The organism is Nitrobacter hamburgensis X14 (assembly GCF_000013885.1).
Taxonomy (GTDB): domain Bacteria; phylum Pseudomonadota; class Alphaproteobacteria; order Rhizobiales; family Xanthobacteraceae; genus Nitrobacter; species Nitrobacter hamburgensis.
On record NC_007964.1, the window covers coordinates 3,767,906 to 3,793,511 of the forward strand.

The window sequence follows — 25,606 nt, forward strand, 5'->3', positions numbered from 1 at the left end:
ATCATCCTGGCACATCGAGCGATGCGTTGTCGTCGCAAGTCGTGCCGCCCTGGCTCGTGATCGTTCTCAACACGATCACTTCGCCACGGCCAACTCGCGGTGAACGACATGCTCGACAATCTGCAAACACGCCTCCCCGCCATCGCCATCAGCTCGCGCGATATCGATCGCCTGCGGCACCTTGCCGAGGCCGCGATGGAAAAATATCCCGCGACGGCGGAATTTCTCGCCCGGGAAATCGATCGCGCCGAAATCATTCCGGCCGACCGGTCCGCCCGCAATATCGTGACGATGCAATCCGAAGTGACGTTCATCGACGATATCAGCGGCCAGAAGCGAACGGTCATTCTGGTTTATCCGGAAGACGCCGATGTCGATGCCGGCAAGATCTCGATTCTCACTCCCATCGGCGCGGCCCTTATCGGCTTGTCCGCGGGACAGAGCATCGAGTTTCAAACACCGTCCGGCGGATGGCGTTCCCTGACGGTGATCGCGGTCGGGTCGTCCTGGTCGGCGCCGCCGACTCGCAAATAGTAGCGACGACGTGCTTGCCTCCGCGCAGGCGGGGACAAGCACGTTACGTTAGAAAATATCGGTGCGATGACTATGCTTTGCACCGGTCGCCAGAATCACCGGCTTTGATGGCATCAAAGCCGGGTTCCAGCTTTTTGTTCTGACGCGTTTTCTTGACGCGAACCGGTATCCACTTCGCTCGAAAACGCTATAGACTTGGCACATGAAGCGCGGCCCCCTTCATGATGACCACTCCCATCGGGATCATGTGCGCCACGAACGCGATCCTGGCGGGCACAGTCATGGCGGGCACAGTCATGCCGACCCTGGTCACACCGCGAATTTCGGCCGGGCCTTCGCGATCGGGATCGGCCTGAACGCGACGTTCGTCCTCGTCGAGGCCGGCTACGGCTTCGCCGCGAATTCCACGGCGCTGCTCGCCGACGCCGGGCACAACCTGTCCGACGTGCTGGGACTGCTGGTGGCGTGGGTCGCAGCCGTGTTGTCGCAGCGCCCGCCGACGCCGCGTCTGACCTATGGCCTGCGCAATACCTCGATCCTGGCCGCGCTGCTGAACGCGATTCTGTTGCTGATCGCATGCGGCGCGATCCTGCTCGAAGCGATCCAGCGGCTGATCCATCCCGAGCCGATCGCGAGCCTGACCGTGATCGTCGTCGCCACGATCGGAATCATCATCAACGGCATCACCGCGTGGCTGTTCGCATCGGGCCGCAAGACCGATCTCAATATTCGGGGCGCCTACTTGCACATGATGGCGGATGCCGCCGTCTCGCTCGGCGTGGTTCTTGCCGCCACGGTGATCATGATGACGGGATGGCTTTGGCTCGATCCGGCGATGAGTCTCGTCATCGTCGCGGTCATCGTCGCAGGCACATGGAGCCTTTTGCGCGAAAGTACCGCGATGACGCTGGCGGCCGTACCGTCCGGTATCGATCCGGCCGCGGTGCGCACCTTCCTCGCCGGATATCCCGGCGTTGCGTCGATCCACGACCTTCATATCTGGCCGATGGGCACCACCGAAACGGCGCTGACCGCACATCTGGTCATGCCGGAGGGAAATCCCGGCGATGCATTCCTGACCGAGACCTGCCGTGAATTGCAGCGCCGTTTCGGCATCGGCCACGCCACGCTGCAAATCGAGACATCGGCCGACGTCGCTTGTGCGCTCGCACCCGACCATGTCGTATGATCGTATGAGATCCGTAATCGTCTGGCCGCGGCATGATAGCGCGAAACCGCGCGGGGCCTTGATTTCATCGGCGTTTTGTCGTCTTCAGAAGCGCGCAGCAGCCGCTTTTGCCGGCCCGCAAGTCCCCCGACAATTTGGAGATATATAAGATGCCGTCCAATGCTTCGCCCGTGCATGCACGCATCACCGGCCCGATCGTCATGATCGGATTCGGTTCGATCGGCAAAGGCACCCTGCCGCTGATCGAGAAGCATTTCGAGTTCGACAAATCGCGCTTCGTCATCATCGATCCGCATGCGGACGACACGCTGGCAAAAAAGCACGGCGTCAGATTCATCAGGCAGGCCATCACCCGCGACAACTATCAGGACGTCCTGGTTCCGCTGCTGACGCAAGGCGACGGCCAGGGTTTCTGTGTCAACCTGTCGGTCGACACCGGCTCCGTCGATCTCATGACCATGTGCCGCGAGATCGGATCGCTTTATATCGACACCGTGATCGAGCCGTGGCTCGGATTCTATTTCGACAAGAGCGCCGGCCCCGAAAAACGCTCCAATTACGCGCTGCGCGAAACGTTGCTCGCCGCCAAGCGCAAGAGCGAAGGCGGCACCACCGCAGTTTCCACCTGCGGCGCCAACCCCGGCATCGTGTCGTGGTTCGTCAAGCAGGCGATGCTCGACATCGCGCGCGATACCAACACGCCGTTCAACGAACCGAAGAGCCGCGAAGGCTGGGGCCAGCTCGCACACAAGCTCGGTGTCAAAGGGATCCACATCGCCGAGCGCGATACCCAGCGCGCAAAGACGCCGAAGCCGATGAACGTGTTCGTCAACACCTGGTCGGTCGAAGGATTCGTCTCGGAAGGTCTTCAGCCAGCCGAACTCGGCTGGGGCACCCACGAAAAGTGGATGCCGGAGAATGCCCGCAAGCACGACACCGGATGTCAGGCCGCCATCTATCTGCTGCAGGCCGGCGCCAATACCCGCGTGCGCTCATGGTGCCCGACGCCGGGCCCGCAATACGGATTCCTCGTCACCCATAACGAAGCGATCTCGATTGCCGACTACTTTACCGTTCGCGACGGCCATAACGTGATTTATCGTCCGACCTGCCACTACGCCTACCACCCCGCCAACGACGCGGTGCTGTCGCTCGACGAGATGTTCGGCGCGGAAGGCAAGGCGCAGCCGAAGTGGCACATTCTGGATGAGACCGAAATCGTTGACGGTATCGACGAACTCGGCGTGCTGATCTACGGTCACAGCAAGAACGCCTATTGGTTCGGCTCGCAGCTCTCGATCGAGGAAACCCGCCGCATTGCGCCGTATCAAAATGCCACCGGCATGCAGGTATCGTCGGCGGTGCTGGCCGGCATGGTGTGGGCGCTGGAAAATCCGGAAGCCGGTATCGTCGAGGCCGACGAAATGGACTTCCGCCGCTGCCTCGAAATCCAGCGGCCCTATCTCGGCCCGATGAAGGGCTACTACACCGACTGGACGCCGCTCGCCGATCGCCCCGGGCTTTTTCCTGACGACATCGATACGTCGGATCCGTGGCAGTTCAGGAACGTGCTGGTACGGTGATCCACGCGAGCGATATGGATATGGGCGATCCCGAAAAGTGGAAACCGGTTTTCGGACAAGATCATGCTCTATCACAGGGATAAGGCTAGAGTCTGATTCAACGAAGTTGGATCAGACTCTAGCAGACTCTAGAGATCCACCAGCCCTGCATCGCCGTTCTGCAGGGCGAAAGCCAGCATCGAACCTTTCGCGTTCCATGCCAGCGCGGCGACAGGTGCAGCACCGTCGCGGCGGACGACAACCTTGGCGCCGTTGGTGAGCCGCACCATCAGGATGGTGCCGTTGTCGTAACCGGCGGCGAGGAAGTCCTGCGTCGGATGGCAGGCGACCGCGGTGACGCGCGCCTCCAACTGCGCCAGCATAGCCGGCTCCTTGTCCATCGGACCGTCTTTGCTGGCGAACGGCCACACCACCACACGGTCCGCGCCGGACGTGGCCAGAAATTTTCCACCCATGCCCCATGACATGGATTTGACGCGGCTGGGATAGCCGGTCATCTGCATGTGCTGCGCATCCGCCAGCCGCCAGCCGTGCAGCGCCGGCTCGTGCATGGTGGTGATGAGAAACCTGCTGTCAGGACTGAACGCAACGCCAAGGTGCGAACCGGCCCATTCCAGCCGCTCCGGCTTCGCCGTCATGTTCGGAAACCACAGCGACACGCCGTTGTAGTGCGCGAGCGCGAGCCGCAGGCCCTTCGGCGCAAACGCAAGTCCTCCGACGCTCGAGGGCGCTTCGAGCGACTTGTCCTCACCCTTGAGCCCGCGCACGAACGCGGTCTTGCCGGCGGACCATGCAAGCGTGCCATCGGGATGGACCGCGACGTTGTCGATCCAGCGGCGTTTTGCGTCGGTCACAAGAACCGAACTCTCGCCCTTGATATCGAGCGCGACAACCTTGCCGTCGTCGCCGCCGGTGACGATCCGCCTGCCGTCCGAAACCGACGACAGGATCGCGCCGCCATGAACGGTCACGACAACCTTCTCGCCATCGCTGGAAACGAGTGTGATCGTCTCCTCGTCCCCGACGAATGCGGCGCGATCGCCGATGAAATACACGGCAGCAACCGGCGTACCGATGGCTACGGGACGAACGCGTTCGCCGACCGAGGCGATGGAGTTCTGCTGCGGAGCGTTGGAGACGGTCATCACGCGGCGATGCAGTTCTGGAAGCCGTCGCGGATCAGCGCTTCCGGCAATTCACGGCCAATGAACACGAGACGGCTTTCGCGCTTCTCGTCCGGCTTCCATTCGCGCTGGCGGCTGCCCTCCAGCATCATGTGGACGCCCTGGAAGACGTAGCGATCATCATCGCCGCTGAACGCCATAATCCCCTTCGAGCGCAGGATCTTCTGCCCCTCCGCCGCCAGAAGCTCCTGCAGCCACGGCATGAACTTGTCCTGATCGAGCGGCTTGTCCGAATGCAGCGACAGCGACTGCATCTCCTCGTCGTGATAATGCTTCAGGCCGTGGTCATGGTCATGCCCATGATCATCGTGCCCATGATGATCGTGATCGTGATCGTGATCATCATGATCGTGGTGATGATCGTGATCGTCCTCCTTGAGGAAATCCGGCTCGAGTTCGAGGATACGGTCGAGATCGAATGCGCCGCGTTCCAGAACATCCGACAGCGCCACCTGGCAGCGCTCGGTGCGATGCAGCTTGGCATAGGGGTTGATGCCGCGAATCCGCGCTTCCACCTCGGCCAGTTCCGGCTTCGACACCAGGTCGGTCTTGTTCAAAACGATGACGTCGGCGAAGGCAATCTGGTTCTTGGCCTCAGGCGCATCCTTCAGCCGTTCGCTCAGCCACTTGGCGTCGGCCACCGTCACCACGGCATCGAGCCGCGCATTGTTCTGCACGTCCTCGTCGACGAAGAAGGTCTGCGCCACCGGCGCCGGATCGGCGAGGCCCGTGGTCTCCACGATGATGGCGTCGAACTTGCCCTTACGCTTCATCAGTCCTTCGAGAATGCGCACGAGGTCGCCGCGCACCGTGCAGCAGACGCAGCCGTTGTTCATTTCGAACACTTCTTCGTCAGCGCCGATGATCAGGTCGTTGTCGATGCCGACTTCACCGAATTCGTTGACGATCACGGCGTATTTCTTGCCGTGATTTTCGGAAAGGATACGGTTCAAAAGCGTGGTCTTGCCGGCGCCGAGATAGCCGGTCAGCACGGTGACGGGGATTTTCGTCGAGGCGGGAGCGTTTACATCGGACATCAACTGCACTCGTGGCTGCTCCCCTCCCCTTGCGGGGAGAGGTTGGGGTGTCAATAGCGCGCAGACATTCGGCGACCGCCCTGGCCGCTTCGCGACCGGCCCTCTCCTAGGGGGAAAAAGGCAAAGAAGGCGCCGCCCGACTATTCCGTCAGCGCGCTCGTCAGCGCCTTTATATTATGCCTGACCATGTCAATGTAAGTGGGGGCATCGCCCTTTTCGTCACTCAAACTGTCGGAATACAGAGTCCCGCCGATCCGCGCCCCGGATTCGGCGGCGATCTGGCGGATCAGCCGCGGATCGCTGAGGTTTTCCAGAAAAATGGCCGGGATTTTTGCGGTTCTGATCTGCGTGACGGTCGCAGCGATGTCGCGTGCGCTCGGCTCGCTGTCGGTCGAGACCCCCTGCGGGGCGATGAAAGCGATCCCGTAGGCCGCCTCGAAATAGCTGAAGGCATTGTGGGTCGAGATCACCTTGCGGCGCGCCAGTGGAATCCGGGCCACCGCCTCACGAACCTCGCGATCCAGCGCATCCAGTTTCACCAGATAGGCCGCCGCGTTGGCCCGATAAACCGCCTCGCCGGCGGGGTCGGCCGCAATCAGCGCGTCGCGAATATTGGCGACATAGATTTTGGCGTTAGCGACGGACTGCCACGCGTGGGGATCGGCCGAATCATCGCCGTGGTGCGTGCCGGACGTTTCACCGGCAGCGATCCCGAGCGACGGAACGCCGGTGGTCGCCACCACGATCGCCGCTTTGCCGCCCGAAGCCTGCACCAGCCGCGGCAGCCAGCCTTCGAGGCCGAGGCCGTTGACAATGACCAGTTTCGCGGCCGCGATCTTCCTGGCGTCTGCCGGCGCCGGGGTGAATACATGCACGTCACCGTCGGTCCCGACCAGCGTCGTGACATCGACCCGCACGCCGCCGACGGCCCTGGCGAAATCGCCGAGGATCGAGAAACTCGCGACGACGTCGATGCGGTCATCGTTATGACTTTGGGCGCGGGCGGGGACCAGTGCCGCCAGCACCATCGCGATCAACCAAAATCCGAGAAGGCGAGACCGCACCATGGCGCTCATCATCATGCTTCGAGATGGGGGGCGGGGAAGAGTTGCCGAAGCATCCCGCCGACGCTTCCGAACAGCACCGACACCACATAGAGCACTGAGGCCACCAGGATGATCGCCGGACCGGACGGTACCTTGCTGTGAAACGACAGCACCAGTCCGGCGTAGCCGGACAGCATCGCGCTGACCACGGCGATCACCATCATGCCGGTGATGTCGCGCGACCAGAATCGCGCAATGGCGGCCGGCAACACCATCAGCCCGACCGCAAGCAAGGTGCCGAGAGCATGAAAGCCATTGACCAGGTTGACGACGATCAGCGCCAGAAACGCCAGATGCGCCGGCGCGCCGGCGCGGCTCACCGTGCGCAGAAACAATGGATCGACGCATTCGATCACCAGCGGGCGATAAATCACTGCGAGCACCACGAGCGTCACGGTGGCATTGACCGCGATCACCAGCAGCGTCTGGTTGTCCATCGCAAGGATGTTGCCGAACAGTACATGCAGCAGGTCGATGTTGGTGCCCTTGACCGACACGATGGTGACGCCCAGCGCCAGCGACGCCAGATAGAAGGTCGCCAGCGAGGAATCCTCTTTCAATTCGGTGACGCGCGACACCACCCCCGCCAGAATCGCCACCGCGAATCCCGCGATCAACCCGCCGACGGTCATCGCAAACAGATTGAGGCCCGACAGCAGGAAACCGATGGCCGCACCCGGCAGGATCGCGTGCGCCATCGCATCGCCGACCAGACTCATCCGCCGCAGCATCAAAAACACGCCGATCGGCGCGGCGCCGAGCGCGAGCGCAATCGCCGCCGCCAGCGCACGGCGCATGAATTCGAAATCGGCGAAGGGAGCGACCAGAAAGTCGTAGACCATGAATGCCTCAGGCCGCGCGCGGCGGCAGCACAGGCGCCGCGCAGGCGGCCGCCCCATCGTCGAAGGCTTCGCACATCTGCCGGGCCCGCAACAGGTTGTCGGCCGTCAGCACCTGCGCCGTCGGCCCCCATGCCACCGCGCCGCGCGCGAGCAGCAGCGTCTCCGGAAAATTCGTGCGCACCAGATCCATGTCGTGCAGCGCCGCGAGCACCGTGCGCTTCTCCTCATGCCATCGCCGCACCAAAGCGAGCAGATCGGCCGACGTCTTGGCGTCGATGGCGTTGAACGGCTCGTCGAGCACGATCACACCGGCATCCTGCAACAGCACCCGTGCGAACAGCATCCGTTGCATCTGCCCGCCCGACAGCGTGCCGATGGGACGGTTTTCGAATCCGTTGAGGCCGACGGCCGCGAGGGCTTCAACAACCCGCCGACGCTCGCGCCTGCCGAGTCCGCCGAACGCGCCGGTGGCGCGCCACAACCCGGAGCCGGTGAAATCGAACACCGAAATCGGAAAGCTGCGGTCGATCTCCGCGCTCTGCGGCAAATAGGCGATGTCGCGGACGTCGAGGTCACCGCAGGCGATCGATCCGGCCAGCGGCTTCAGGATGCCGACGAGGCCGCGAAACAGCGTCGACTTGCCCGCGCCGTTCGGGCCGACCACCGCCAGCAGTGCTCCGGAGGCGATTTCACCGCTCAGATGATGCACGGCCGGATGCCGGTCGTAGCCTAGTGTAACGTCGCGGAACTGCAGTCGCGCCGCCATCTCACCGCATCGCCAGCAGCACGGCGGCCCAAAGCCCGGCGCTGACCACAAGCGCAGTCCCGAGCCGTGCAACCAGCGCCATCCGCAGGATCGACCACGGCACCGCCTGGGCCGGATGCGGCGACGACGATCCATGGGTGTGTCCATGGGCATGTCCATGCTCGTGAGCCTGAGCATGATCGCTATCGTGAGAATGGAGCACTTGAATACGCTTTCCGGCCCGGAACGAGATATAAGGAGCCAAACCGTCGACATCCGACCTATCGTTATATTATAACATCACAGGTGTCCAGCGGACAACCGCCTCCGCGACCCGAGGCGCGTCCAACCGCCCCCGCCTCAGGTCAGATGGCGGACCAGCGCGAGACCGGCAAACAAGCCTACGACCGCGAGAACGACCGATCCGATCGCATAGAGGGCAGCGAGACCGATCTCGCCGCGCTCGTATAGCAGTGCGGTATCGAGCGAGAATGCCGAGAAGGTGGTGTAACCGCCGAGAACGCCGGTCATCACGAACAGCCGCCACGGCTGCGCGGCGCTGCCCCTGAATGCAAGATAGCCGGCAATCAGACCCATCACGACCGATCCCGAAACATTGATGAGAAATGTGCCGAACGGAAAGTGTGTGCCGAAAGCGCGGGCGCAGATCATGTTGACAGCGTGGCGCACGGTCGCGCCGAGACCGCCGCCGACAAAAACCAGGAGATAGTTCATCGTTTGTCCCCGCCATCGAGGCGACGCATCGGCAATCGCATCGTTTTGCCGAAAACCGTTAGATCACGATGATTTTGGATCGACTCGATCCAAAATCATGAACGTGATCGATTCCAATATTTTAGAGCGGGATGCGGGCGGAAAACCGCTGCACACTTTTCCTCATCCCGCTCTTTGCGGCAAGACGGAGGACCGCCGCCACGCGTTCAGGGCCGACGAAAAAAGGCGGCACCGTCGTGCCGCCTTTTTGAGTTTCCACATTCGCCCGCGCGATTATCAGCCGGCCTTGGAGAACAGTTCGTCGACGTAGTCCCAGTTCACCAGATTATCGAGGAACGCCTTGAGATAATCGGGGCGACGATTGCGGTAGTCGATGTAATAGGAGTGCTCCCAGACGTCGCAGCCGAGAATCGGTGTAGCGCCTTGAACCAGCGGACTTTCGGCGTTCGCCGTCTTGGACACCTGGAGCTTGCCGTTCTTCACTTGCAGCCACGCCCAACCCGAACCGAACTGTCCGGCGCCGGCCGCGACGAAATCGGCTTTGAACTTGTCCAGACTGGTGAAATCCTCGATGATCTTCTTCTCCAGACGGCCGGGCAGTTTGTTGCCGCCGCCGTTCGGCTTCATCCATTTCCAGAAATGCAGATGGTTGTAGTGCTGACCCGCGTTGTTGAAGACTGACGGGTTCTTGCCGTGCGCCGCCCTGACGATGTCCTCAAGCGATTTCCCCTCGTACTCGGTCCCCTTGAGCGCGTTATTGCCGTTGGTCACATAAGCCTGATGATGCTTATCGTGATGATATTCCAAGGTTTCCTTGGACATATAGGGCGCGAGCGCGTCATGGGCGTAAGGCAGGTCCGGAAGCGTGAAGGTCATGGGTTATTGTCCGAATTATAGGAGATTAAAGGGGGGCCTGACAGGATCCCCCCGACCAGGGGCTCTCGGCCAGTACATGCTACAATAGCCGTTACATACCATAACATAAGAGTGGTCAACGCTGAGTATCTAGTCTTGCAGGCTGCGTATTCATGAGATGCACGGCTGGCCGCCAACATCAGCTTGCTACCCGAAGCTGCCGACGCTGTTGCGGCTCGCGATCTGACCGTGGCGATGTCCGGCGGTGCCGGCAGGGCAATCGCTGAGGCATCCTGTCGCGACCGAACACGGCTTCGCCGCCCATATGACGTTGCAAGACCCGGTTTTTTTGTTATGCACACCGGATATCTCCGGAGGTTGTCATGCTCGTGCGATCTGGTTTTGCGATTGCAATCCTTGCCGTCCTGTTATCTGCTGCCGACGCACAGACACCGGCCGACCCCACCGGCATCTGGTTGACACAAGCCGGTGACGCCAAAGTCCGTGTCAGCAGATGCCGCGACGGAATTTGCGGCGTTGTGGTCTGGTTGCGCAGCCCGATCGATCCCGCGACCGGAAGGCCGGCCGTCGACGACAAGAATCGCAACCCGGCGCTGGCCAGGCGACCGATGATCGGGCTGCCGCTGTTCCATGGCATGTCGCAAAGCGGCCCGAACAAATGGTCCGGCACGATCTACAACGCCGATGACGGCAACACCTACGCCAGCAACGTCTCTGTCGCGGGACCCGGCGCGCTACGCGTCGAAGGCTGCGTCGGCGTGTTGTGCAGCGGAGAAATGTGGACACGTTCCCGCCGCTGAAGAACAGGACCAACCCTAGAGTCTTTGGAGTCTTTTCCGCTTCTGATAGAATTCAGGAGCGAGGCTCCATGGTTTTGATCTGGCGCGTTTTCTTTACGCGAACCAGTATCCATCCTCGGGTCAAGCCCGAGGACATGCTTCGCTCGAAAGCGCTATAGCACCGCCCTCAAAGCCTTGCAGCGCGCAGCCGCAGCGCGTTGCCGACGACGCTCACCGACGACAGCGCCATCGCCGCCGCCGCCACGATCGGGGACAGCAGCAGGCCGAAGATCGGATAGAGAACTCCGGCCGCGATCGGAATGCCGGCGGCGTTGTAGATGAAGGCGAAGAACAGGTTCTGCCGGATATTGCGCATTGTCGCCTCGGAGAGACGGCGGGCGCGAACGATCCCCATGAGATCGCCCCTGAGCAGCGTCACGCCGGCGCTCTCCATGGCGATGTCGGTCCCGGTGCCCATGGCGATGCCGACATCGGCGAAGGCGAGCGCCGGCGCATCATTGATGCCGTCTCCCGCCATCGCTACGACATGCCCCTCATTCTGAAGTCGGGCGACGACGGCGCTCTTCTGCTCGGGCAGAACATCCGCCTCGACATCGGCGATGCCAAGCTGCTTTGCTACCGCGTTGGCGGTGGTGCGATTGTCGCCGGTCAGCATGATGACCTTGATGCCGTCGCCTGCCAGCGCTTTCAGGGCGGCCGGCGTCGACGGCTTAACGGGATCGGCGATCGCGAGCAGACCGGCGAGCCGCCCGTCGACGGCGACGTTGATGACGGTAGCGCCGCCGGCGCGCAGTTGTTCGGCCCGGTCCTGCATGGCCTGCGCCGCAACGCCGCGCGATTCCAAAAACAATGCCGAACCGATCAGCACCGCCCTGCCCTCGACCTTTCCGGTCACGCCCTTGCCAGCCGGAGCGTCGAACTCCTGCACCGCGCTCAACGGCAGATCGCGTTGCCTTGCCGCGGCCACGATGGCGTCCGCCAGCGGATGTTCGCTGGATCGCTCGACGCTCGCGGCAAGACGCAGCAGGTCGTCTTTCTGAAAACCTTCCGCAGCCTCGATGGCAACGAGCCTGGGCCTGCCCTCGGTCAAGGTGCCGGTCTTGTCAACCACCAGCGTGTCGACCTTCTCCATGCGCTCGAGCGCTTCGGCGTTCCTGATCAGGACGCCGGCCTGCGCGCCACGCCCGACGCCCACCATGATCGACATCGGCGTCGCGAGTCCGAGCGCGCATGGGCAGGCGATGATCAGCACGCTCACCGCTGCAACCAGGCCGAACGCCAGACGCGGCTCGGGTCCGACGAAGGCCCAGACCGCGAATGCCACAACGGCCGCAGCGATCACGGCGGGCACGAACCAGCCGGCCACCTGATCGGCCAGACGCTGGATCGGCGCGCGGGACCGCTGCGCCTGCGCGACCATCTGCACGATCCGGGACAAGAGCGTATCGCGGCCGACTTTTTCGGCCTGCATGACGAAGCTGCCGGACCGGTTGATGGTGCCGGCGATCACGCTGGCGCCCGCCTCTTTGCTGACCGGCATGGATTCGCCGGTCACCATGGATTCATCGAGCGACGATCGGCCCTCGGCGATGACGCCGTCCACCGGCACCTTCTCGCCGGGGCGAACCCGCAGCCGGTCGCCGACAGCCACATCGTCGAGCGCCACGTCGTGGTCCGCGCCCGACAGATCGACGCGGCGCGCGGTCTTCGGCGCGAGATCGAGCAGCGCCTTGATCGCACCCGACGTTGCCTCACGCGCGTGCAGCTCAAGCACCTGCCCGAGCAGCACCAGGATCGTGATGACCGCCGCTGCCTCGAAATAGACCGCGACCGCACCGTCGTGTCCGCGAAAGGCCGGCGGGAACATCGCAGGCACAAAGGTAGCGGCAAGACTGTAGATATAAGCAACACCGGTGCCCATCGCGATCAGCGTGAACATGTTGAGGTTGCGGGTCATCAGCGACTGCCAGCCGCGCACGAAGAACGGCCAGCCGGCCCAGATCACCACCGGCGTCGCAAACGCGAGCTGAATCCAGTTCGACAGCGTTTGCCCGATCCAGCCATGCGTTCCGACAATATGCCCGCCCATGTCCAGCGCGATCACAGGCACAGCGAGGATCAACCCGATCCAGAACCGGCGTGACATATCCGCGAGTTCGGGATTTGGCTTGTCGTCCAGCGACACCAGCTCGGGCTCCAGCGCCATGCCGCAGATCGGACAGGGGCCGGGGCCGACCTGGCGAACTTCCGGATGCATCGGACAGGTGTAGATGGTGCCTTCGGGCACATCCGCCGGCGGTGGAGTTTTGAACTTGGAAGTCTTGGGCTTGTCGAGATACGACTGCGGCGCCGCGGCGAATTTGGTCCGGCAACCGGCGGAGCAGAAATGATAGATCGTGCCGTGATGATCGAAGCGATGCTTGCTGGTTTGCGGATCGACGGTCATGCCGCAGACGGGATCGAGAACCTTTCCATCATTCGTGTCGGCCGCGTGACCATGGTGATGCTCGTGATGATGTGCGTGCGCGCCGTGGGCATGGGCGGTCGCAGCTTCCCCGCCGCAGCAGTTCGACCCGCTTGATGCGCGGGCGGATGATGCGGGCTGCGCCTCGGCCGCGCAGCCGCAGTCGTTTCCATTTTTGGACTCTGCCTGCCCTGCTGTGCTCATCCGGATCTCCGCAATCGGCCTTGCAGTGTATACCCTGGTGGGGTATATAGACCCCATGCGCGACAATATCAAGATATCCTGCCGGAAGCGCCTCAACCGGATCGAAGGTCAGGTGCGCGGCCTGTCCCGAATGGTGGAGGAAGACCGCTATTGCATCGACATCGTGACGCAGATCTCAGCCGTGCGCGCTGCGCTGCGGCGCGTCGAGGAGGAAGTGCTGAAGGATCACGTGGCGCATTGCGTCGAGCACGCGATCACAAGCGGCGACAAGGCCGATCAGCGCCGCAAGATCACCGAGTTGATGGCCGTCATCGAGCGGGCGAACAGGTAGTTTAAGGGAATATCACCGACGGCCCCACCGCGGCCGGGCAGCTCAACAGGCGATCATCATCGCCGACCGGCGTTTTCCATGACCGGGCAAAGCGCCGGCCGAATAAGGGCTGAAGGACCTTCGGCGCCAGATACGCCGCCCCTCAATTTGTCTCATCGGCGCCGACGGCAAACAAATAGACGTCGACACGTCCGGGGCCGAGGTGAAGCGGACCGACCGGGAGACCATCGCGATGAACGCCATAGTGGACGACGAACGCGATAAGCGTCTGTCTTCCAGCGTGTGATGAGGGAGTTGAGTATCTGGACGAAGTCGCGAAGCTGTCAGGACAGCATAGCAGCTCCGAAGTCAACGAAGGGCGAGTAGTGTGGAATGAGGTCTTTTACGCTGAGGCTTTTGATTTCAGCAGCGAGATAAACCTTTGCCGAGGCGAGCCGGCCAGCGGTCTGGCCGTCTCGAGAAACGATCGCCAAGCGTGCGGCGGGGAACGTTTTTCGTGCGCGACAGTGACTCCTGAAACCGCACCCTTGCTCCCGTTCGCTCTCAAGACTCGTCTTGACTGCTCCGCCACCGGTCAGCTCAGTACATCCGTGAACTGCCAGTCATTACCTTAGCGACAGATTTTCTGCGCTCGCCTTTCCACGCATCTTGTCGGTCTTGGTTTCGAACGACACCTTTTGACCTTCTCCAAGACCGTTCAGCCCGGCGCGCTGAACCGCGCTGATGTGCACGAACACGTCGTTGCCGCCACCATCCGGCTGGATAAATCCAAAACCCTTTTGGCTGTTAAACCACTTTACCGTACCTGTAGACATTCTCTTCTCCGCATCATCATAAAGAAAAGCCCGCGCTGTCCACCCAGGCGGACAGCGCGGAAAGTTCTGGTTGGGAACGCTAGAGCCTCGGGTAGTCAATTGAATCCGTATCCTGCGGCTTTGAAGTAGTTTGAGCACTCTTGCGGAGAGAAGAGCGCGCAGATGTTGCCGATGGCTTTCCAGAGAGCGTCGATGGTTCTGGCTGCGGCGGCTCGCAGATGAGCTTTCAGTTTTGCGAAGGCCATTTCGATGGGATTGAGATCCGGGCTGTAGGGCGGCAGGAACAGGAGCCACGCGCCCCGTGCGCGGATGGCTTTTTCGGCCTTCTCGCTCTTGTGGCTGGAGAGATTATCCAGGATGACGACATCACCGGGCCTGAGGGCGGGCGCGAGTTGGGTGTCGACATAGGTCTCGAAGATGATCCGGTTCATTGGGGCATCGATAACCCAGGGGGCGACGAGGCCATCGCACTTGAGGCCTGCTACGAAGGTCTGCGTTCCCCAGTGACCGAATGGAGCCTTGCTGTTCAGCCGCGTTCCTTTCAGCGATCGTCCACGCTGGCGAACCATCTTGGTGGTGGTGCCGGTTTCGTCAATGAAGATCAGCCGCTCGCGCTGCTTGCGCATGATGGGCTGGCGGCCTGCTTTCCATTCGGCCCGAGCCTTGACCAGTTCAGGCCTGTCTTGTTCGCTGGCCCGCAGAGTTTTTTTTGAAGCTGAGCCCGCAGGCGATCAAGAACTTCGACAGGTTCGACGGGTCTGCTTTGACGCCCTTGGCCTTGGCGAGTTTTTCCGCCAGTTCAGGCATGGTGATGTCGCTCTCGGCCGCGACTGTCGCAAGAATGAAGTCGCGGTGCTGACCGAGTTTGCCATGCCGGAACCCGCCACGCGGACGCGGATCGACCCGACCCGTCTCCCGCCAGCGCCGCATCAGGTTCACCGCAAAAGATACCGAAGTCCCAAAACGGGCAGCAGCCCCATGGCACGAGTTCCCCGCCTCGACATAGGCAACAACACGCTCACGCAGATCGTTCGACAAAGGATGCGGCATGGCAAATCACCCCCGCAGACTTTGAATCACCTTGAGCCTCGTTTGTGAATCCGCCGCGATTCCAAATGATCGCCCGACGCTCTAGCGACTTGGACTGGTCACCACCGCCTTGCGGCGGATACGGACGGAAGGGGAACCTTTCCCACCGGCGTATTCGTGTGAATATAGCGCAATACCTCGAAATTGTATAGCTGAATTTCGCATGGTCATGACATCAGCCGGCGAAGCGCGAGCAGCACGATTGCCGCCACGATCACGATCGCCGCCTGCCATTTTATGCATGGACATCTCTACATCGGCTACGATATATTCTATAAAATATAACGAATGGAGCACCAAAAAGCGAAAACCGGAGGAACCGCGTGTCGCAATTCTCACCGGAATTTATCCGAACACTATGCGCAGCTCTTGATGATGCTGCCATCCAAATCCAGTCAGATTCCTCAACCAAGGCATTCATGGCAGAACAGATTCTAAAGGCTGCAGCGGATGGTGTTTATCGCCGAGAGGATCTGACCGGCATCGCCGTTAAGGCAGCCCGGATGAAAGCTGATCGCCTCTAACGAGGTGTCTATGGCGTTTTCGAGCGAAGCATGTCCTCGGGCTTGACCCAAGGATGGATACCGGTTCGCGTGAAGAAAACGCTCTAATTGAGAGCTCTATGCCCTCACCTATCCGGAGGGATCCATGGCTGACGCAAACGGCAATCATTCCTGGCCTCACCCGGGCAACGAGCGCAAACCATCGATGGCGGAGCGCTTCCTCTCCTATGTCAAACGGTTCTGTCCGTATTTGACCTGAAGGTCCGGAGCGGTTTCCACCCTGCCCGACATAGAAAGCCACGCAACCGGATTTGTGGCCGCACGGTCCCGCCGCCACCTCGTCATGCGTGCTCGGCGATCACCGCCAGGAAGGCCGGGCCATAGCGGTCGAGCTTGGCGTCACCGACACCGGGCACCTTCGCCATCTCGGCGCGCGACGCGGGCCGCGCCGCCGCCAGTTCGATCAGCGTCTTGTCGTGGAAAATCACATAGGGCGGCACGTTTTGCGCGCGCGCTATGTCCATGCGCTTTTGCCGTAACGCCTGGAACAGGTCACGGTCCGCCTCAGTGACGGCAGACTGCGCCGCGCTGCGCGCGACCTTTTGGCGCCGCGCGCGCGGAGCCGCCGGCACCCGCAGCATCAGCGTCGGCTTGTCGCGCAGAAAGTCGCGGCCGGCCGGCGTGATCGACAGGCCGCCATGGCCGGCCAGATCGACGTCGACAAGGCGCAGCGCGATCAACTGGCGCAGGATCGCCCGCCAAGTGCGGTTGTCGTGCTCGGTGCCGATGCCGAAGGTGGAAACACGATTGTGGCCGAACTGGGCGATGCGGTCGTTCTCGACGCCGAGCAGCACGTCAACGATATAGGCCTGCCCGAAGCGCTCGCCGGTGCGGTAGACGCACGACAGCGCCTTCTGCGCGGCTATCGTGCCATCGAACAACCTTGGCGGCTCGGCGCAGGTGTCGCAATTGCCGCATGGCTCGCAATCGTCACCGAAATAGGATAACAGCACCTGCCGGCGGCAGCCCGCCGTCTCGGCCAACCCCAGCAACGCGTCGAGCTTCTGGCGCTCCATGCGCTTGCGCGGGTCGGGCGTATCCGATTGCTCGATGAAGCGGCTGCGCAGCGCGATGTCCTCGTAACCGTAAAGCATCAGCGCATCGGACGGCAGGCCGTCGCGCCCGGCGCGGCCCGTCTCCTGATAATAGGCCTCGATGCTGCCCGGCAGGTCGATATGGGCGACGAAGCGCACGTCCGGCTTGTCGATGCCCATGCCGAAGGCGATGGTCGCGACCATGACGACCGCCTCGCCGTGCTGGAAACGCATCTGGTTGGCCTCCCGCGCGGCCCTGTCCATCCCCGCGTGATAGGCGAGCGCGTCATAGCCTTGGTCGCGCAACCAGGCGGCGGTTTCCTCCGTTTTCCGCTTGGACAGGCAGTAGACGATGCCGCTCTCGCCCTTGTGGCGCTTGAGGAAGTCCTTCAGTTGCGCGCGCGGATTGTCCTTTTCCTCGATCGTGTAACGGATGTTGGGCCGGTCGAAACCGGCGATGAAGGCGTCAGTTTCGGCGATGTCGAGATGCGACAGGATTTCGGCGCGCGTCGGCTCGTCGGCCGTCGCCGTCAGCGCCATGCGCGGCGTGTCGGGAAACAGCCCGACAAGGGCGTCGAGCTGGCGGTAGGAAGGGCGGAAGTCGTGTCCCCACTGCGACAGGCAATGGGCCTCGTCGATGGCGATCAGCGACAGCCGCGTCTGGCCGAGCCGCTCCAGCACCGCCTGGCGCAGTAGCGTCTCGGGCGCGACGTAGAGCAGATCGAGACTGCCGCCGTGGATGTCGCGCCACAGCGCGCGCCGCTCGTCGGCCGGCAGATCCGAGTTGAGGGCGGCCGCCCTCACGCCCGCCTGCCGCAAGGCCGCCACCTGATCGGCCATCAGCGCCAGTAGCGGCGACACCACAAGTCCCATGCCGGGTCTAGCGATGGCGGGGATTTGGTAGCAGAGCGACTTTCCGCCGCCCGTCGGCATCAACACAAAGGCGTTGTCGCCGCCAATGACATGCGCGACGATGCGCGCCTGCGGCCCCCTGAACGCATCATAGCCGTAGACGGTCTTGAGGATTTCGAGGGCGGTGGCGATCATCGGCGTCAGCAGGAAGAATCATGGAGATATCCTTCATAGCAGCTTCGCCGTGATGGCGATCATTGATGCGCCTTTCCGTCCGTCGCCTTGCAACAAGGCACCAGCAGCAGACACTTAGCGTATTGTGTAGACAACTGGAAGGGCCGATAGCTGACCGACTGCTTTCAGGGCGAATAGAGCGGACTTTGGGGCCGAGCATCGCAATCGCGGCGCTGGCCTGCACCTCGCTAATAAGATGCGACGCTTCGATATCTCATGGGAGCGACCGTTAATCGATCATAGCCGATCGGCCCATCCTCATATCCGAGCGGTGCTGGTCCAAGTAATGCGTGGCGGCGACCAGGAAGACAGCGGCAAACGTCGTAGTTGCACCTTAATCAGTCACAGACCCAAGCCCATCACCGAGAGTCGGCCGCATTTCGCAGGGTCTGAAACAAGCTTTTGTGCCGGATCGACGCAGGCAAAATCGCGGCTCCTCCGCGCGCGCCGGGATCCGATTGATCGAGCAGCCTGGTCGGGAGTGAGTGAGATCATCGCAGCCAAACTCCGCAGATTCTACGCTGCGATTGTCCTCCGGGTGCTTCACGGCGCTTTCACGAGTCAATTTTCGGCGACAGAAACCAGAAAGCAAAAGCCCCTGAAAACATCATGTTTTCAGGGGCTTAGCGACTGGTTGCGGGGATAGGATTTGAACCTATGACCTTCAGGTTATGAGCCTGACGAGCTACCGGGCTGCTCCACCCCGCGCTAAGCTTCTGCGCGCCTTCGAACATCCATGTCGGGTGGTACTTCATCGGCACTCGAGGCGCCGATCAATTCCGTCCTTAGGATCCTGAGAAGGCGACCCGAGCAAAACGCTCGCAGCGCGAAACGTATGTACCAACACAGGTTTGCTTTGGAAAGGGCTGCAGCTCATATTTTCTGAGTTTTGTGACCGGAGACCCATTACCGTCTTGGCCATCCCGCGCAGTTATCTTCCACATTTATAGTTGGCTTTATCTCGATTACCCGGAATCAATCCGGGCTCCGACACGCGCGGGCGTGACCGTTCGAAGAACGGCACCGCATCCGCTCGCCTACGCCTAGCAGGCTGTTGAAGAAGTTTCCCACGGAGACGGATATGGAATGGAGTCAGCGTGATCTGCGGGCGGCGCCACCATCAGGGTCCTGATCGAGCATCTTGACGGTGCACGACTTGTGTTTCACGCGGCGGCTGCCAGGAGTTTGGGCAAGCGGATCAGGTTGTAGGCCGCCAGCGCCAGGGTGAAGGTGGCGTTGACGCGGTCGCGGCCTCGCAGCTTGATCTTGGCAAGTCCGGCGGAGGCCTTGATCCAGCCGAACACCTCCTCGATGCGCTTGCGACAGCGTTGGCTGACGGCATATCCGGCATGACGGAGAGTCCTCTGGTCGATCGCGGTCTTGCGCGGCTTTCCGGTCTTGCTCAAATGCCCGTCGATGGCGATGTGCGGCGTGACCGAACGCCGTCTTAAGTCCTCGACGAATGCGGTGACGTCATAGGCCTTGTCGGCGCCCAGCGTGATCCGCCGCTCGCTTTGGCCGCGGTGGCAGTCGATCAGCGCCAACGCCTGATCCCGCTCCGCCGTTCCGGTCGCCCGGCTCACGCCACCCAGCACCGCCAGTCCGTTGCGGTTCTCCATCAGGGCATGGCCGATGTAGCAAAGCTTCGCCGGCTGGCCGCCGCCCTTCTTATAGAGCCGTGCCTCGGGATCGGTCGTGCTCTGATGCGTCTCGTTGCAGCGCTTCTCGTTGTGGAAACTGCGCTCGGCGTTGCGTCCCGGTCCATCACTGTCCTGGTCACCGCCGTCCTTGCGCCGGAAGCTCTTGATCGATGCCCACGCCTCGATCAGCGTGCCGTCGACCGAAAAATGCTCGCTTGATAACAGCCGCTTGACCTGGTGCTGCCCCATCAGCGCGTTCAAGAACTTCGCGGCGATCTCACCTTCAAGCAATCGGTCGCGGTTCTTCGAGAAGGTCGAGTGGTCCCACACCGGGTCGTCCACGCCCAAGCCCACGAACCAGCGCAACAGCAGGTCGAACTCCAGCCGCTCCATCAACTGCCGTTCCGAGCGGATCCCGTAGAATGCCTGCAGCAGCATTGCCCGAAGCAGCTTCTCCGGTGCGATCGAGGGACGGCCGAACGCCGTGTAGAGCTTGTCAAAGTCCCTCGACAGATCATTCAACGCCGCGTTCGCGATCTGTCGGATCGTTCGCAGCGGATGGTCGGAGCGAATCCGAGCCTCCAAGTCCACATAGCTGAACAGCGAGCCTGACCGTTCGTCGCTTCCCCGCATCGCTCCCCCCTCGACGCATCCGCATCAAGAGAATCATGCCCAGAACCGCTGCGCCAGAGACTTCTTCAACAGCCTGCTAGAGCCTTTCCGCTTCTGATGGAATCAAAGTCGAGTTCCAGCTTTTTGTTTGACGCGTTTTCTTGACGCGAACCGGTACCCATCCCCGGGTCAAGCCCGGGGACATGCTTCGCTCGAAAACGCTATAGCTGTGGAGCCTCAACAGGTTGCCCTCGGCGAGGCTGACTCTGCTGATTGGAGTGCGATATTTTATACCGCCGTGAGGCCGATGTCGGTTGTATCGAAGCAGCCAGATCGCCAACACCTCGGCGCGGTGGGCTGATGTTGGACAGGCTCTGGCCTAGGCCCATCCCCTGAGCGCGGTTTGATGAAGCGCTCGGCCTTGCCGGTTGTTCTCGGAGGATAGGGCCTGGTGCGAATGAGGTCCAGCTCTTTGCAGGCATCGCGGAAAGCGAAGGATATATAACAACTGCCGTTGTCGGTCATGACATGGCTGACGGACGAGCGCCTCCATGTCCGGGATTCACCGTGGCCAGCGTGCAAGCAATGGGTGACGGCCGCCCTTGGCGTGGTCTCTCGTGGTGGCGCCGGAGACTTTGACGCCAAACTCGTAAGGCCGATGAGCCTTGACTTTGCCGATGCATTCGACCTTCCGCGCGTGCAGGGAATAGACTTTCGGTCCGCGCTGATGGCGCTCGCGCGCGCGCCGCAGTGAACGTCGCTTCAAGCATACCGTTTCCCTCGATTTTGCTCGGTTTTGCTGGCGATGTTGCGAACGACGCGACCGAGAAAAGCGCGCTGCTTTTTGAGCATCCGGCTGGCACGCTGAAGTGCCTGACGTGGGCATAGTGCGGATGCTGGATCAGCGTGGGTAATGCCCACCCTCACATAAGGCTGGCGCAAAACCACCCGATGGCGTAGCGCCAGCCGCACCGTTTCTTGCGCGCCCGGTTCAGAAGCTTCGCATCGGTGGGGACGTCACGTTCTTGGGCTACACTGTCGTGTCGACGATCACCCGCGACAGTCGGGCGGGTGGCAACTTCTTCGCTCATTCGGTTGCGCCGGCACGTCAGCGACGAGCGATCGAACAACAGTCGATGGCCTCGTCGCCGCAGAAGTACCGGTAACAGAGGGTTCTCCACCCGCCGTTCGCAGCAGTGCCTCGTCGGGCATCGTAAGTGTGTTTGAAGATGGCCCCAGCCCCGCGATCAAACGCGTCGGCAACGGCGACCGGCTTGGCGCACGTCAAGGCCTCGCCGATCTGCACCTCCAGGAAGCCCCAATCACCTTGCGGCCCAGCGTCACCAGCGGGTGCCTCTTGTCGATAATCTGATCGAGCCGGAGCAGCCAAAGATCCTGCTCTCCGGTCTCGCTCCGCTCCCGCGGTCGCATAGTCCCCTTCCTCGTCCAAAGCAGTCGGAGGCGAGTGAAACACAAGTCAAGTTTGCAAGGAATCCTGCTCCACAGGCCCACGGCAAATCCATTATAGAGCCGTGTTGTTCTCGAATTCCAAATCAACGGCTTGGGAGGTCTTCGCGAACGAGCACGCCATCATCCATCTTCCGGATCGAGATGTTTCCGTCCGAGTGGCAACCGCTCCGTCAATTACAAGTTCAAGGGCATCCAAGCCGCTGGGCGTCGGATTCCGAATCTGGCCTTTGATCGGGATCCAGGCTGCCTGAAAGCGTCGTCATTAGCGGGGATTGAGTGCGGGGATCAGATTACCGACGAGCTTCTTGACAAGGCCGACAAAGGCGGCCGCCCACGCCAATAGCGCCACGTAAACGAACACGTCTGCGATCGGGCGCAGGAATTCCAGTCTCATGGCGCCGGCCATTTCGTAGGTGCAGACAGTATACATACCCAACGGAAAGACAGCGCTCCAATACGCCGGGTCGTATCTGAGCGGGAATCTCCGATAGAAATGCCGCCAAAAGACCAAAACGATAAGCAGGGGGATCCACCAGGTTCCCGCAGCCCAAAAGAAGATCGTGAACCCCTTGAGAAAAGGAAGCAGCTCTTCGAGGAACCACGCATCCGCGGCATTCTCAATCAGGATCGAGCCGGCGAGCGTCGAAATGGCCATCGCCCCCATATTGATCCAGTATGAGGGCACGAAATCGGCCGGCGAAAATTTAAAAAACATGTAGCGATAGAAAATCAGCGAAATAATCGAGATGTACATCATGCCGCCCCATAGCAACATCGACAGGGCGAGGAAATTGACATCCAGACGGAGGGGCTGACTGATATGGCGCGCGAGAAGCGCGCTGAGGAGCGAGATTGCTTGCGTCGAGACAACCGCGAGCAACCAAGCTCCGGTGATCCCCTGATCGATCGTGGGCTTGGACTCCATGATCGTCAGGTTAGCGAAAATCGTATAAGTCAGGGTGATCCAGAGGAAAATGCCGAAAACCCAGAGTCCCATGGCGACGTCCACAGCGCCAGCGAGTACCAGCTGGTTTGCCATTACGCCGGTAGCGGCCACTGCGGAGAGGAACCCTGGCGCCGATCGATGGTCTGTCAAATCGGCAATCAGTGCCCGACGGTAGCGCACGAGTCGCCACGACGTGAGGACCCAGAGCACCACAAATTGGGTCGCATTCAGCCACAGGAGGGCAATGGCGATAAAGTGGAATCCAGCTTTCTCTGAGGCGATGGAGACGATCCCGGTGGCCATGACCAACGCGAAATAAGCCGGTGAAAGGCGGCGGGCACCGCGCATGCGAAGCCGAAAGCGACGTTTCGATTTGTCGAACGGCTGCACTAGATTTTTTTGACCTTGAGCTTAAGCACCGCTGGCGGCGCTACCACCCCGTCGCCAGGGCGGTAGCGATGCTTGAATAGACCGACATCAAATTCGAGGCAATCCTAATGGACGGCTTCAATGTGCGGGAGCGACTGCAATCGCTCCATGGAGCGGTTTTGCATCCCTGAAGCCGACTCGCGAGAACGAGACGTAGAACGCGGCCATGTTCATCAGCGCCCAGACGACGAACCCCAGGGTGTAGCCGCCCAGAAGGAAGTTGCTGGCGGCCAGGACCGCAGTCATCGTGAAGCCGCAGGCCGCGCCGGCGGCTTTCGCCAAGCCGCTGACCGCGCCGACGTGCTCAAAGTAGATCGGGATGAGCTTGATGACCGCCGCCGCGGCGGCGCCGGACAACAGCGCAAGCCCATAGAATGCGAACAACTCGGCACTCAATGATATCTGCAAAGCCATCAGCACGGCCAGAACGGACATAACACCGAACATCCAGCTCAGAATTGACAGAACATCGTATCGATCAGCGAGCCAGCCACCAAGCGGCCTGGTAATGGCAACACAGACCACGAGCACTGGGGTATAAAACGCGACCGCGCTGGTTGCGTCCACATGCCAATAGTCGACCAGATAAGTCGGCATCATCGACGCGAAGAAAACCAGGGTGCCGAAAGCCACCCAGTAAAGACCAGGCACCAGCCAGACGATCACGCCCGAGCGGTATACGGCGAAGATCTCACGCATCGACGTATTTTTGAGCTTTCGATTCGGAGGATCGGACGTAAAAAACATGTAGATCGCCGCCATTAACAGCGTAGGAATGGCGAAGATCGGGAATATGATACGCCAACCCTCCGGATCGTTCGGGTCCACGACGCTGGTAATAATGAATGTAACTGCCACCATCCCGACGGTAATTCCGATATTGCCCAGAGCGAAGAGGCCCAAAGCCATCCCCTGCCTCGATTTGGGATACCAGCACGAGACGTGAGCGTTACCGACCACGAACGTCGCGCCTCCAAGTCCGAGCATCGAACCCAGAAACAGGAATGAGTAATAGCCCTCCGCAAAGGTTCCGCAAATCAGAACTACGGAAAGGCAAACCAGCAAAATCGTAAAAACTGTTCGGCCGCCATATTTGTCAGTCCAGATCCCAAGCGGGATGCTGATGGCTGCCGCGAAAAGCGGTTCCATCGCTGCCAATACCAGCACCTGAGTGCTCGTGAAATGATACCACTCGATCAGAAACGGGGCGAGCGCGGAAAACATCCCCCAAATCGCAAAACCGAGCGAAAACGCCATGGTCGATATAAACAAAACCCTGCTGTTGCCCTGCGGCTCGTCAGTCGCATTAACCCCGACAACTGGATGTTCCACCGGTAGCTCCTACGAGAAATGTATCTAGCTGGTTAGCGCTGCGTGCTTCACAAAGACGATCTGGATAAAGGCTATCTAGCTGCTGACTGAATCTTAAGCTACCGGCTTACCGCCGCGGTTGCCCCAACGGTTTAGCCAAGCCTTACCCCCTCCGTTCTGTTCTCTACTGTCGCACAACACTCGCCGGCGAGTAAAACTCGCCGGCGATGTGCATGTTAAACACCACACGATTACTTTATCAGATGCTGATCACTGCGCCAAGCGTTAGTGAGCAGACTTTACGGTGTTTCGGATCTGAAGTTGATACGGCCGCCACAAGTACCAGAACGGGAACATAATCAGATGCACTAGTCGGGAGAATGGGAACAGTGCGATCACCACGAACCCGGTCAACATGTGCGCCTTGACCGCGAGCGGCAACGCCGAAACATAGTGGGTCTGAGGGTTCAGAGAGACAAGGGAGATAAGCCACGGCACCGCCGTATCGATGTACCAATCAGCACCCCAGCGGTAAGCCAGAGAAACCCAGAACCCGAGCGCTACCTGCACGAGCAGTGCAAGTAGCAACACGCCATCCATTGGACTCGTGACGGCGAGAATCCGCTCCGTCGTGAAACGGCGTACAATCAGTACGCACAACCCGATCAGCGCAGCCAGACCGAACGTAAAGCCGATCAACTCGATGGTGTACAGGGCTGTCGGTGTAGCCGTAAGGCTCGCCCACATGCCAGGCACAAGGAACCCTATTAGATGCGCAAACAGAACCACAACAATGCCGTAATGCCACGGCACTGAGCCCCAAAACAACCGACGATTCTCAAGGAGCTGCGAGGACAGCGTGGAATAGGAGAAGCGATTATTGCGGTAACGGTAGACACCTCCAACTACCGCAACCCCGATCGCCAAGTATGGCACGACCGAAAATAGGAACACGTCATACATTTAAGTTGCCTCCGTCAT

Annotated in this window: 24 protein-coding genes, 1 tRNA gene and 1 pseudogene; 8 read left to right on the forward strand and 18 right to left on the reverse strand. The window is 61.0% G+C overall.

Going from position 1 to position 25,606, the window contains the following annotated elements; translation table 11 throughout:
• Positions 1–108: 108 nt before the first annotated feature.
• The 3 genes from rnk (at position 109) to NHAM_RS17565 (ending at position 3,306) form a co-directional block, all read left to right on the forward strand.
• Positions 109–534: a nucleoside diphosphate kinase regulator gene (gene rnk, locus NHAM_RS17555; RefSeq protein ID WP_011511802.1), complete on the forward strand. Its 426-nt coding sequence runs from the start codon at positions 109–111 to the stop codon at positions 532–534.
• A gap of 202 nt (positions 535–736) precedes the next feature.
• Positions 737–1,723 carry a cation diffusion facilitator family transporter gene (locus NHAM_RS17560; protein WP_041358317.1) on the forward strand — a complete coding sequence of 329 codons (987 nt, stop codon included), beginning with the start codon at positions 737–739 and terminating at the stop codon, positions 1,721–1,723.
• A 149-nt stretch (positions 1,724–1,872) separates the two neighbouring features.
• Complete coding sequence (locus NHAM_RS17565) at positions 1,873–3,306, forward strand: homospermidine synthase (protein ID WP_011511804.1); 1,434 nt, start codon at positions 1,873–1,875, stop codon at positions 3,304–3,306.
• 128 nt (positions 3,307–3,434) lie between these two features.
• On the opposite strand, the gene NHAM_RS17570 is transcribed toward NHAM_RS17565, so the two are convergent.
• From NHAM_RS17570 to crcB, 7 genes are all read right to left on the reverse strand, one after another.
• Positions 3,435–4,451, reverse strand: a complete 1,017-nt coding sequence (locus NHAM_RS17570) for a WD40 repeat domain-containing protein (protein WP_011511805.1) — start codon at positions 4,449–4,451, stop codon at positions 3,435–3,437.
• Positions 4,451–5,527 carry a CobW family GTP-binding protein gene (locus tag NHAM_RS17575; protein ID WP_041359225.1) on the reverse strand — a complete coding sequence of 359 codons (1,077 nt, stop codon included), beginning with the start codon at positions 5,525–5,527 and terminating at the stop codon, positions 4,451–4,453. The genes NHAM_RS17570 and NHAM_RS17575 overlap by 1 nt, the downstream gene beginning before the upstream one ends.
• 140 nt (positions 5,528–5,667) lie before the next feature.
• Positions 5,668–6,594 carry a metal ABC transporter solute-binding protein, Zn/Mn family gene (locus NHAM_RS17580; RefSeq protein ID WP_041359227.1) on the reverse strand — a complete coding sequence of 309 codons (927 nt, stop codon included), beginning with the start codon at positions 6,592–6,594 and terminating at the stop codon, positions 5,668–5,670.
• 11 nt (positions 6,595–6,605) lie between these two features.
• Positions 6,606–7,475 carry a metal ABC transporter permease gene (locus NHAM_RS17585; RefSeq protein WP_011511808.1) on the reverse strand — a complete coding sequence of 290 codons (870 nt, stop codon included), beginning with the start codon at positions 7,473–7,475 and terminating at the stop codon, positions 6,606–6,608.
• Between the two features lie 7 nt (positions 7,476–7,482).
• Positions 7,483–8,241, reverse strand: coding sequence for a metal ABC transporter ATP-binding protein (locus tag NHAM_RS17590; RefSeq protein ID WP_011511809.1), 759 nt, complete (start codon positions 8,239–8,241; stop codon positions 7,483–7,485).
• A gap of 1 nt (position 8,242) precedes the next feature.
• Positions 8,243–8,485 carry a hypothetical protein gene (locus tag NHAM_RS17595; protein ID WP_011511810.1) on the reverse strand — a complete coding sequence of 81 codons (243 nt, stop codon included), beginning with the start codon at positions 8,483–8,485 and terminating at the stop codon, positions 8,243–8,245.
• A gap of 95 nt (positions 8,486–8,580) precedes the next feature.
• Positions 8,581–8,955, reverse strand: coding sequence for a fluoride efflux transporter CrcB (gene crcB / locus NHAM_RS17600; protein WP_011511811.1), 375 nt, complete (start codon positions 8,953–8,955; stop codon positions 8,581–8,583).
• Positions 8,956–9,052: 97 nt separating this feature from the next.
• Between crcB and NHAM_RS17605 the strand changes: the two genes are divergently transcribed.
• Positions 9,053–9,265, forward strand: a complete 213-nt coding sequence (locus tag NHAM_RS17605) for a hypothetical protein (RefSeq protein ID WP_011511812.1) — start codon at positions 9,053–9,055, stop codon at positions 9,263–9,265.
• Here NHAM_RS17605 and NHAM_RS17610 read toward each other — a convergent pair.
• On the reverse strand, positions 9,232–9,831 hold the full coding sequence (locus NHAM_RS17610) for a superoxide dismutase (protein ID WP_011511813.1): 600 nt from the start codon (positions 9,829–9,831) through the stop codon (positions 9,232–9,234). The genes NHAM_RS17605 and NHAM_RS17610 overlap by 34 nt on opposite strands.
• 362 nt (positions 9,832–10,193) lie before the next feature.
• Here NHAM_RS17610 and NHAM_RS17615 point away from each other — a divergent pair, with 362 nt between their 5' ends.
• The gene (locus tag NHAM_RS17615; protein WP_011511814.1) at positions 10,194–10,631 is read left to right on the forward strand and encodes a DUF2147 domain-containing protein; all 438 of its coding nucleotides are present in this window, start codon (positions 10,194–10,196) and stop codon (positions 10,629–10,631) included.
• A gap of 166 nt (positions 10,632–10,797) precedes the next feature.
• Here NHAM_RS17615 and NHAM_RS17620 read toward each other — a convergent pair whose 3' ends face one another.
• Positions 10,798–13,299 (reverse strand): heavy metal translocating P-type ATPase, encoded by a 2,502-nt coding sequence (locus NHAM_RS17620; RefSeq protein ID WP_011511815.1) that lies wholly within the window; start codon positions 13,297–13,299, stop codon positions 10,798–10,800.
• A gap of 55 nt (positions 13,300–13,354) precedes the next feature.
• On the opposite strand from NHAM_RS17620, the gene NHAM_RS17625 reads away from it, so the two are divergent.
• Positions 13,355–13,630 carry a metal-sensitive transcriptional regulator gene (locus NHAM_RS17625; RefSeq protein WP_011511816.1) on the forward strand — a complete coding sequence of 92 codons (276 nt, stop codon included), beginning with the start codon at positions 13,355–13,357 and terminating at the stop codon, positions 13,628–13,630.
• Between the two features lie 605 nt (positions 13,631–14,235).
• Here NHAM_RS17625 and NHAM_RS17630 read toward each other — a convergent pair.
• Together NHAM_RS17630 and NHAM_RS25210 are read right to left on the reverse strand one after the other, a co-directional pair.
• On the reverse strand, positions 14,236–14,445 hold the full coding sequence (locus NHAM_RS17630; protein ID WP_011511817.1) for a cold-shock protein: 210 nt from the start codon (positions 14,443–14,445) through the stop codon (positions 14,236–14,238).
• A gap of 95 nt (positions 14,446–14,540) precedes the next feature.
• A protein-coding gene (locus NHAM_RS25210) for an IS630 family transposase (RefSeq protein ID WP_430707687.1) occupies positions 14,541–15,495 on the reverse strand; the annotation gives its coding sequence in 2 pieces (ribosomal slippage) (positions 14,541–15,177 and positions 15,176–15,495; 957 coding nt in all).
• 362 nt (positions 15,496–15,857) lie between these two features.
• On the opposite strand from NHAM_RS25210, the gene NHAM_RS26895 reads away from it, so the two are divergent.
• Positions 15,858–16,058, forward strand: coding sequence for a hypothetical protein (locus NHAM_RS26895; protein ID WP_157043672.1), 201 nt, complete (start codon positions 15,858–15,860; stop codon positions 16,056–16,058).
• A 320-nt stretch (positions 16,059–16,378) separates the two neighbouring features.
• On the opposite strand, the gene recQ is transcribed toward NHAM_RS26895, so the two are convergent.
• The 4 genes and pseudogenes from recQ to NHAM_RS25215 all read right to left on the reverse strand — a co-directional run.
• Positions 16,379–18,178: a DNA helicase RecQ gene (recQ, locus tag NHAM_RS17645; RefSeq protein WP_011511819.1), complete on the reverse strand. Its 1,800-nt coding sequence runs from the start codon at positions 18,176–18,178 to the stop codon at positions 16,379–16,381.
• Positions 18,179–18,848: 670 nt separating this feature from the next.
• Positions 18,849–18,925 (reverse strand) — tRNA-Met (locus NHAM_RS17650).
• Between the two features lie 455 nt (positions 18,926–19,380).
• Positions 19,381–20,490, reverse strand: a complete 1,110-nt coding sequence (locus tag NHAM_RS17655) for an IS5-like element ISNha7 family transposase (RefSeq protein ID WP_011509106.1) — start codon at positions 20,488–20,490, stop codon at positions 19,381–19,383.
• 205 nt (positions 20,491–20,695) lie between these two features.
• Positions 20,696–21,009, reverse strand: a pseudogene (locus NHAM_RS25215) (integrase core domain-containing protein); the annotation flags it as partial.
• Between NHAM_RS25215 and NHAM_RS27660 the strand changes: the two are divergent.
• Positions 20,993–21,223 carry a hypothetical protein gene (locus tag NHAM_RS27660; protein ID WP_198137055.1) on the forward strand — a complete coding sequence of 77 codons (231 nt, stop codon included), beginning with the start codon at positions 20,993–20,995 and terminating at the stop codon, positions 21,221–21,223. The pseudogene NHAM_RS25215 and the gene NHAM_RS27660 sit on opposite strands and share 17 nt — an antisense overlap.
• A gap of 978 nt (positions 21,224–22,201) precedes the next feature.
• On the opposite strand, the gene NHAM_RS17665 is transcribed toward NHAM_RS27660, so the two are convergent.
• From NHAM_RS17665 to narI, 3 genes are all read right to left on the reverse strand, one after another.
• Positions 22,202–23,275, reverse strand: a complete 1,074-nt coding sequence (locus tag NHAM_RS17665; RefSeq protein WP_011511821.1) for a tellurite resistance/C4-dicarboxylate transporter family protein — start codon at positions 23,273–23,275, stop codon at positions 22,202–22,204.
• A 117-nt stretch (positions 23,276–23,392) separates the two neighbouring features.
• Complete coding sequence (locus NHAM_RS17670) at positions 23,393–24,646, reverse strand: MFS transporter (protein ID WP_011511822.1); 1,254 nt, start codon at positions 24,644–24,646, stop codon at positions 23,393–23,395.
• Positions 24,647–24,910: 264 nt separating this feature from the next.
• Entirely contained in the window at positions 24,911–25,588 is a 678-nt protein-coding gene (narI, locus tag NHAM_RS17675) for a respiratory nitrate reductase subunit gamma (protein ID WP_011511823.1), read from the reverse strand.
• Positions 25,589–25,606 lie beyond the last annotated feature (18 nt).

Coding starts and splice junctions, on each gene's coding strand:
- NHAM_RS17585 (WP_011511808.1), bottom strand. CDS start 7,475: ATGGTCTACGACTTTCTGGTCGCTCCCTTCGCCGATTTCGAATTCATG.
- NHAM_RS17565 (WP_011511804.1), top strand. CDS start 1,873: ATGCCGTCCAATGCTTCGCCCGTGCATGCACGCATCACCGGCCCGATC.
- NHAM_RS17605 (WP_011511812.1), top strand. CDS start 9,053: ATGAACGTGATCGATTCCAATATTTTAGAGCGGGATGCGGGCGGAAAA.
- crcB (WP_011511811.1), bottom strand. CDS start 8,955: ATGAACTATCTCCTGGTTTTTGTCGGCGGCGGTCTCGGCGCGACCGTG.
- recQ (WP_011511819.1), bottom strand. CDS start 18,178: ATGATCGCCACCGCCCTCGAAATCCTCAAGACCGTCTACGGCTATGAT.
- NHAM_RS17630 (WP_011511817.1), bottom strand. CDS start 14,445: ATGTCTACAGGTACGGTAAAGTGGTTTAACAGCCAAAAGGGTTTTGGA.
- NHAM_RS17575 (WP_041359225.1), bottom strand. CDS start 5,527: ATGTCCGATGTAAACGCTCCCGCCTCGACGAAAATCCCCGTCACCGTG.
- narI (WP_011511823.1), bottom strand. CDS start 25,588: ATGTATGACGTGTTCCTATTTTCGGTCGTGCCATACTTGGCGATCGGG.
- rnk (WP_011511802.1), top strand. CDS start 109: ATGCTCGACAATCTGCAAACACGCCTCCCCGCCATCGCCATCAGCTCG.
- NHAM_RS17610 (WP_011511813.1), bottom strand. CDS start 9,831: ATGACCTTCACGCTTCCGGACCTGCCTTACGCCCATGACGCGCTCGCG.
- NHAM_RS17625 (WP_011511816.1), top strand. CDS start 13,355: ATGCGCGACAATATCAAGATATCCTGCCGGAAGCGCCTCAACCGGATC.
- NHAM_RS17560 (WP_041358317.1), top strand. CDS start 737: ATGAAGCGCGGCCCCCTTCATGATGACCACTCCCATCGGGATCATGTG.
- NHAM_RS17615 (WP_011511814.1), top strand. CDS start 10,194: ATGCTCGTGCGATCTGGTTTTGCGATTGCAATCCTTGCCGTCCTGTTA.
- NHAM_RS17655 (WP_011509106.1), bottom strand. CDS start 20,490: ATGCGGGGAAGCGACGAACGGTCAGGCTCGCTGTTCAGCTATGTGGAC.
- NHAM_RS17620 (WP_011511815.1), bottom strand. CDS start 13,299: ATGAGCACAGCAGGGCAGGCAGAGTCCAAAAATGGAAACGACTGCGGC.
- NHAM_RS17590 (WP_011511809.1), bottom strand. CDS start 8,241: ATGGCGGCGCGACTGCAGTTCCGCGACGTTACACTAGGCTACGACCGG.
- NHAM_RS17570 (WP_011511805.1), bottom strand. CDS start 4,451: ATGACCGTCTCCAACGCTCCGCAGCAGAACTCCATCGCCTCGGTCGGC.
- NHAM_RS17580 (WP_041359227.1), bottom strand. CDS start 6,594: ATGGTGCGGTCTCGCCTTCTCGGATTTTGGTTGATCGCGATGGTGCTG.
- NHAM_RS27660 (WP_198137055.1), top strand. CDS start 20,993: ATGACATGGCTGACGGACGAGCGCCTCCATGTCCGGGATTCACCGTGG.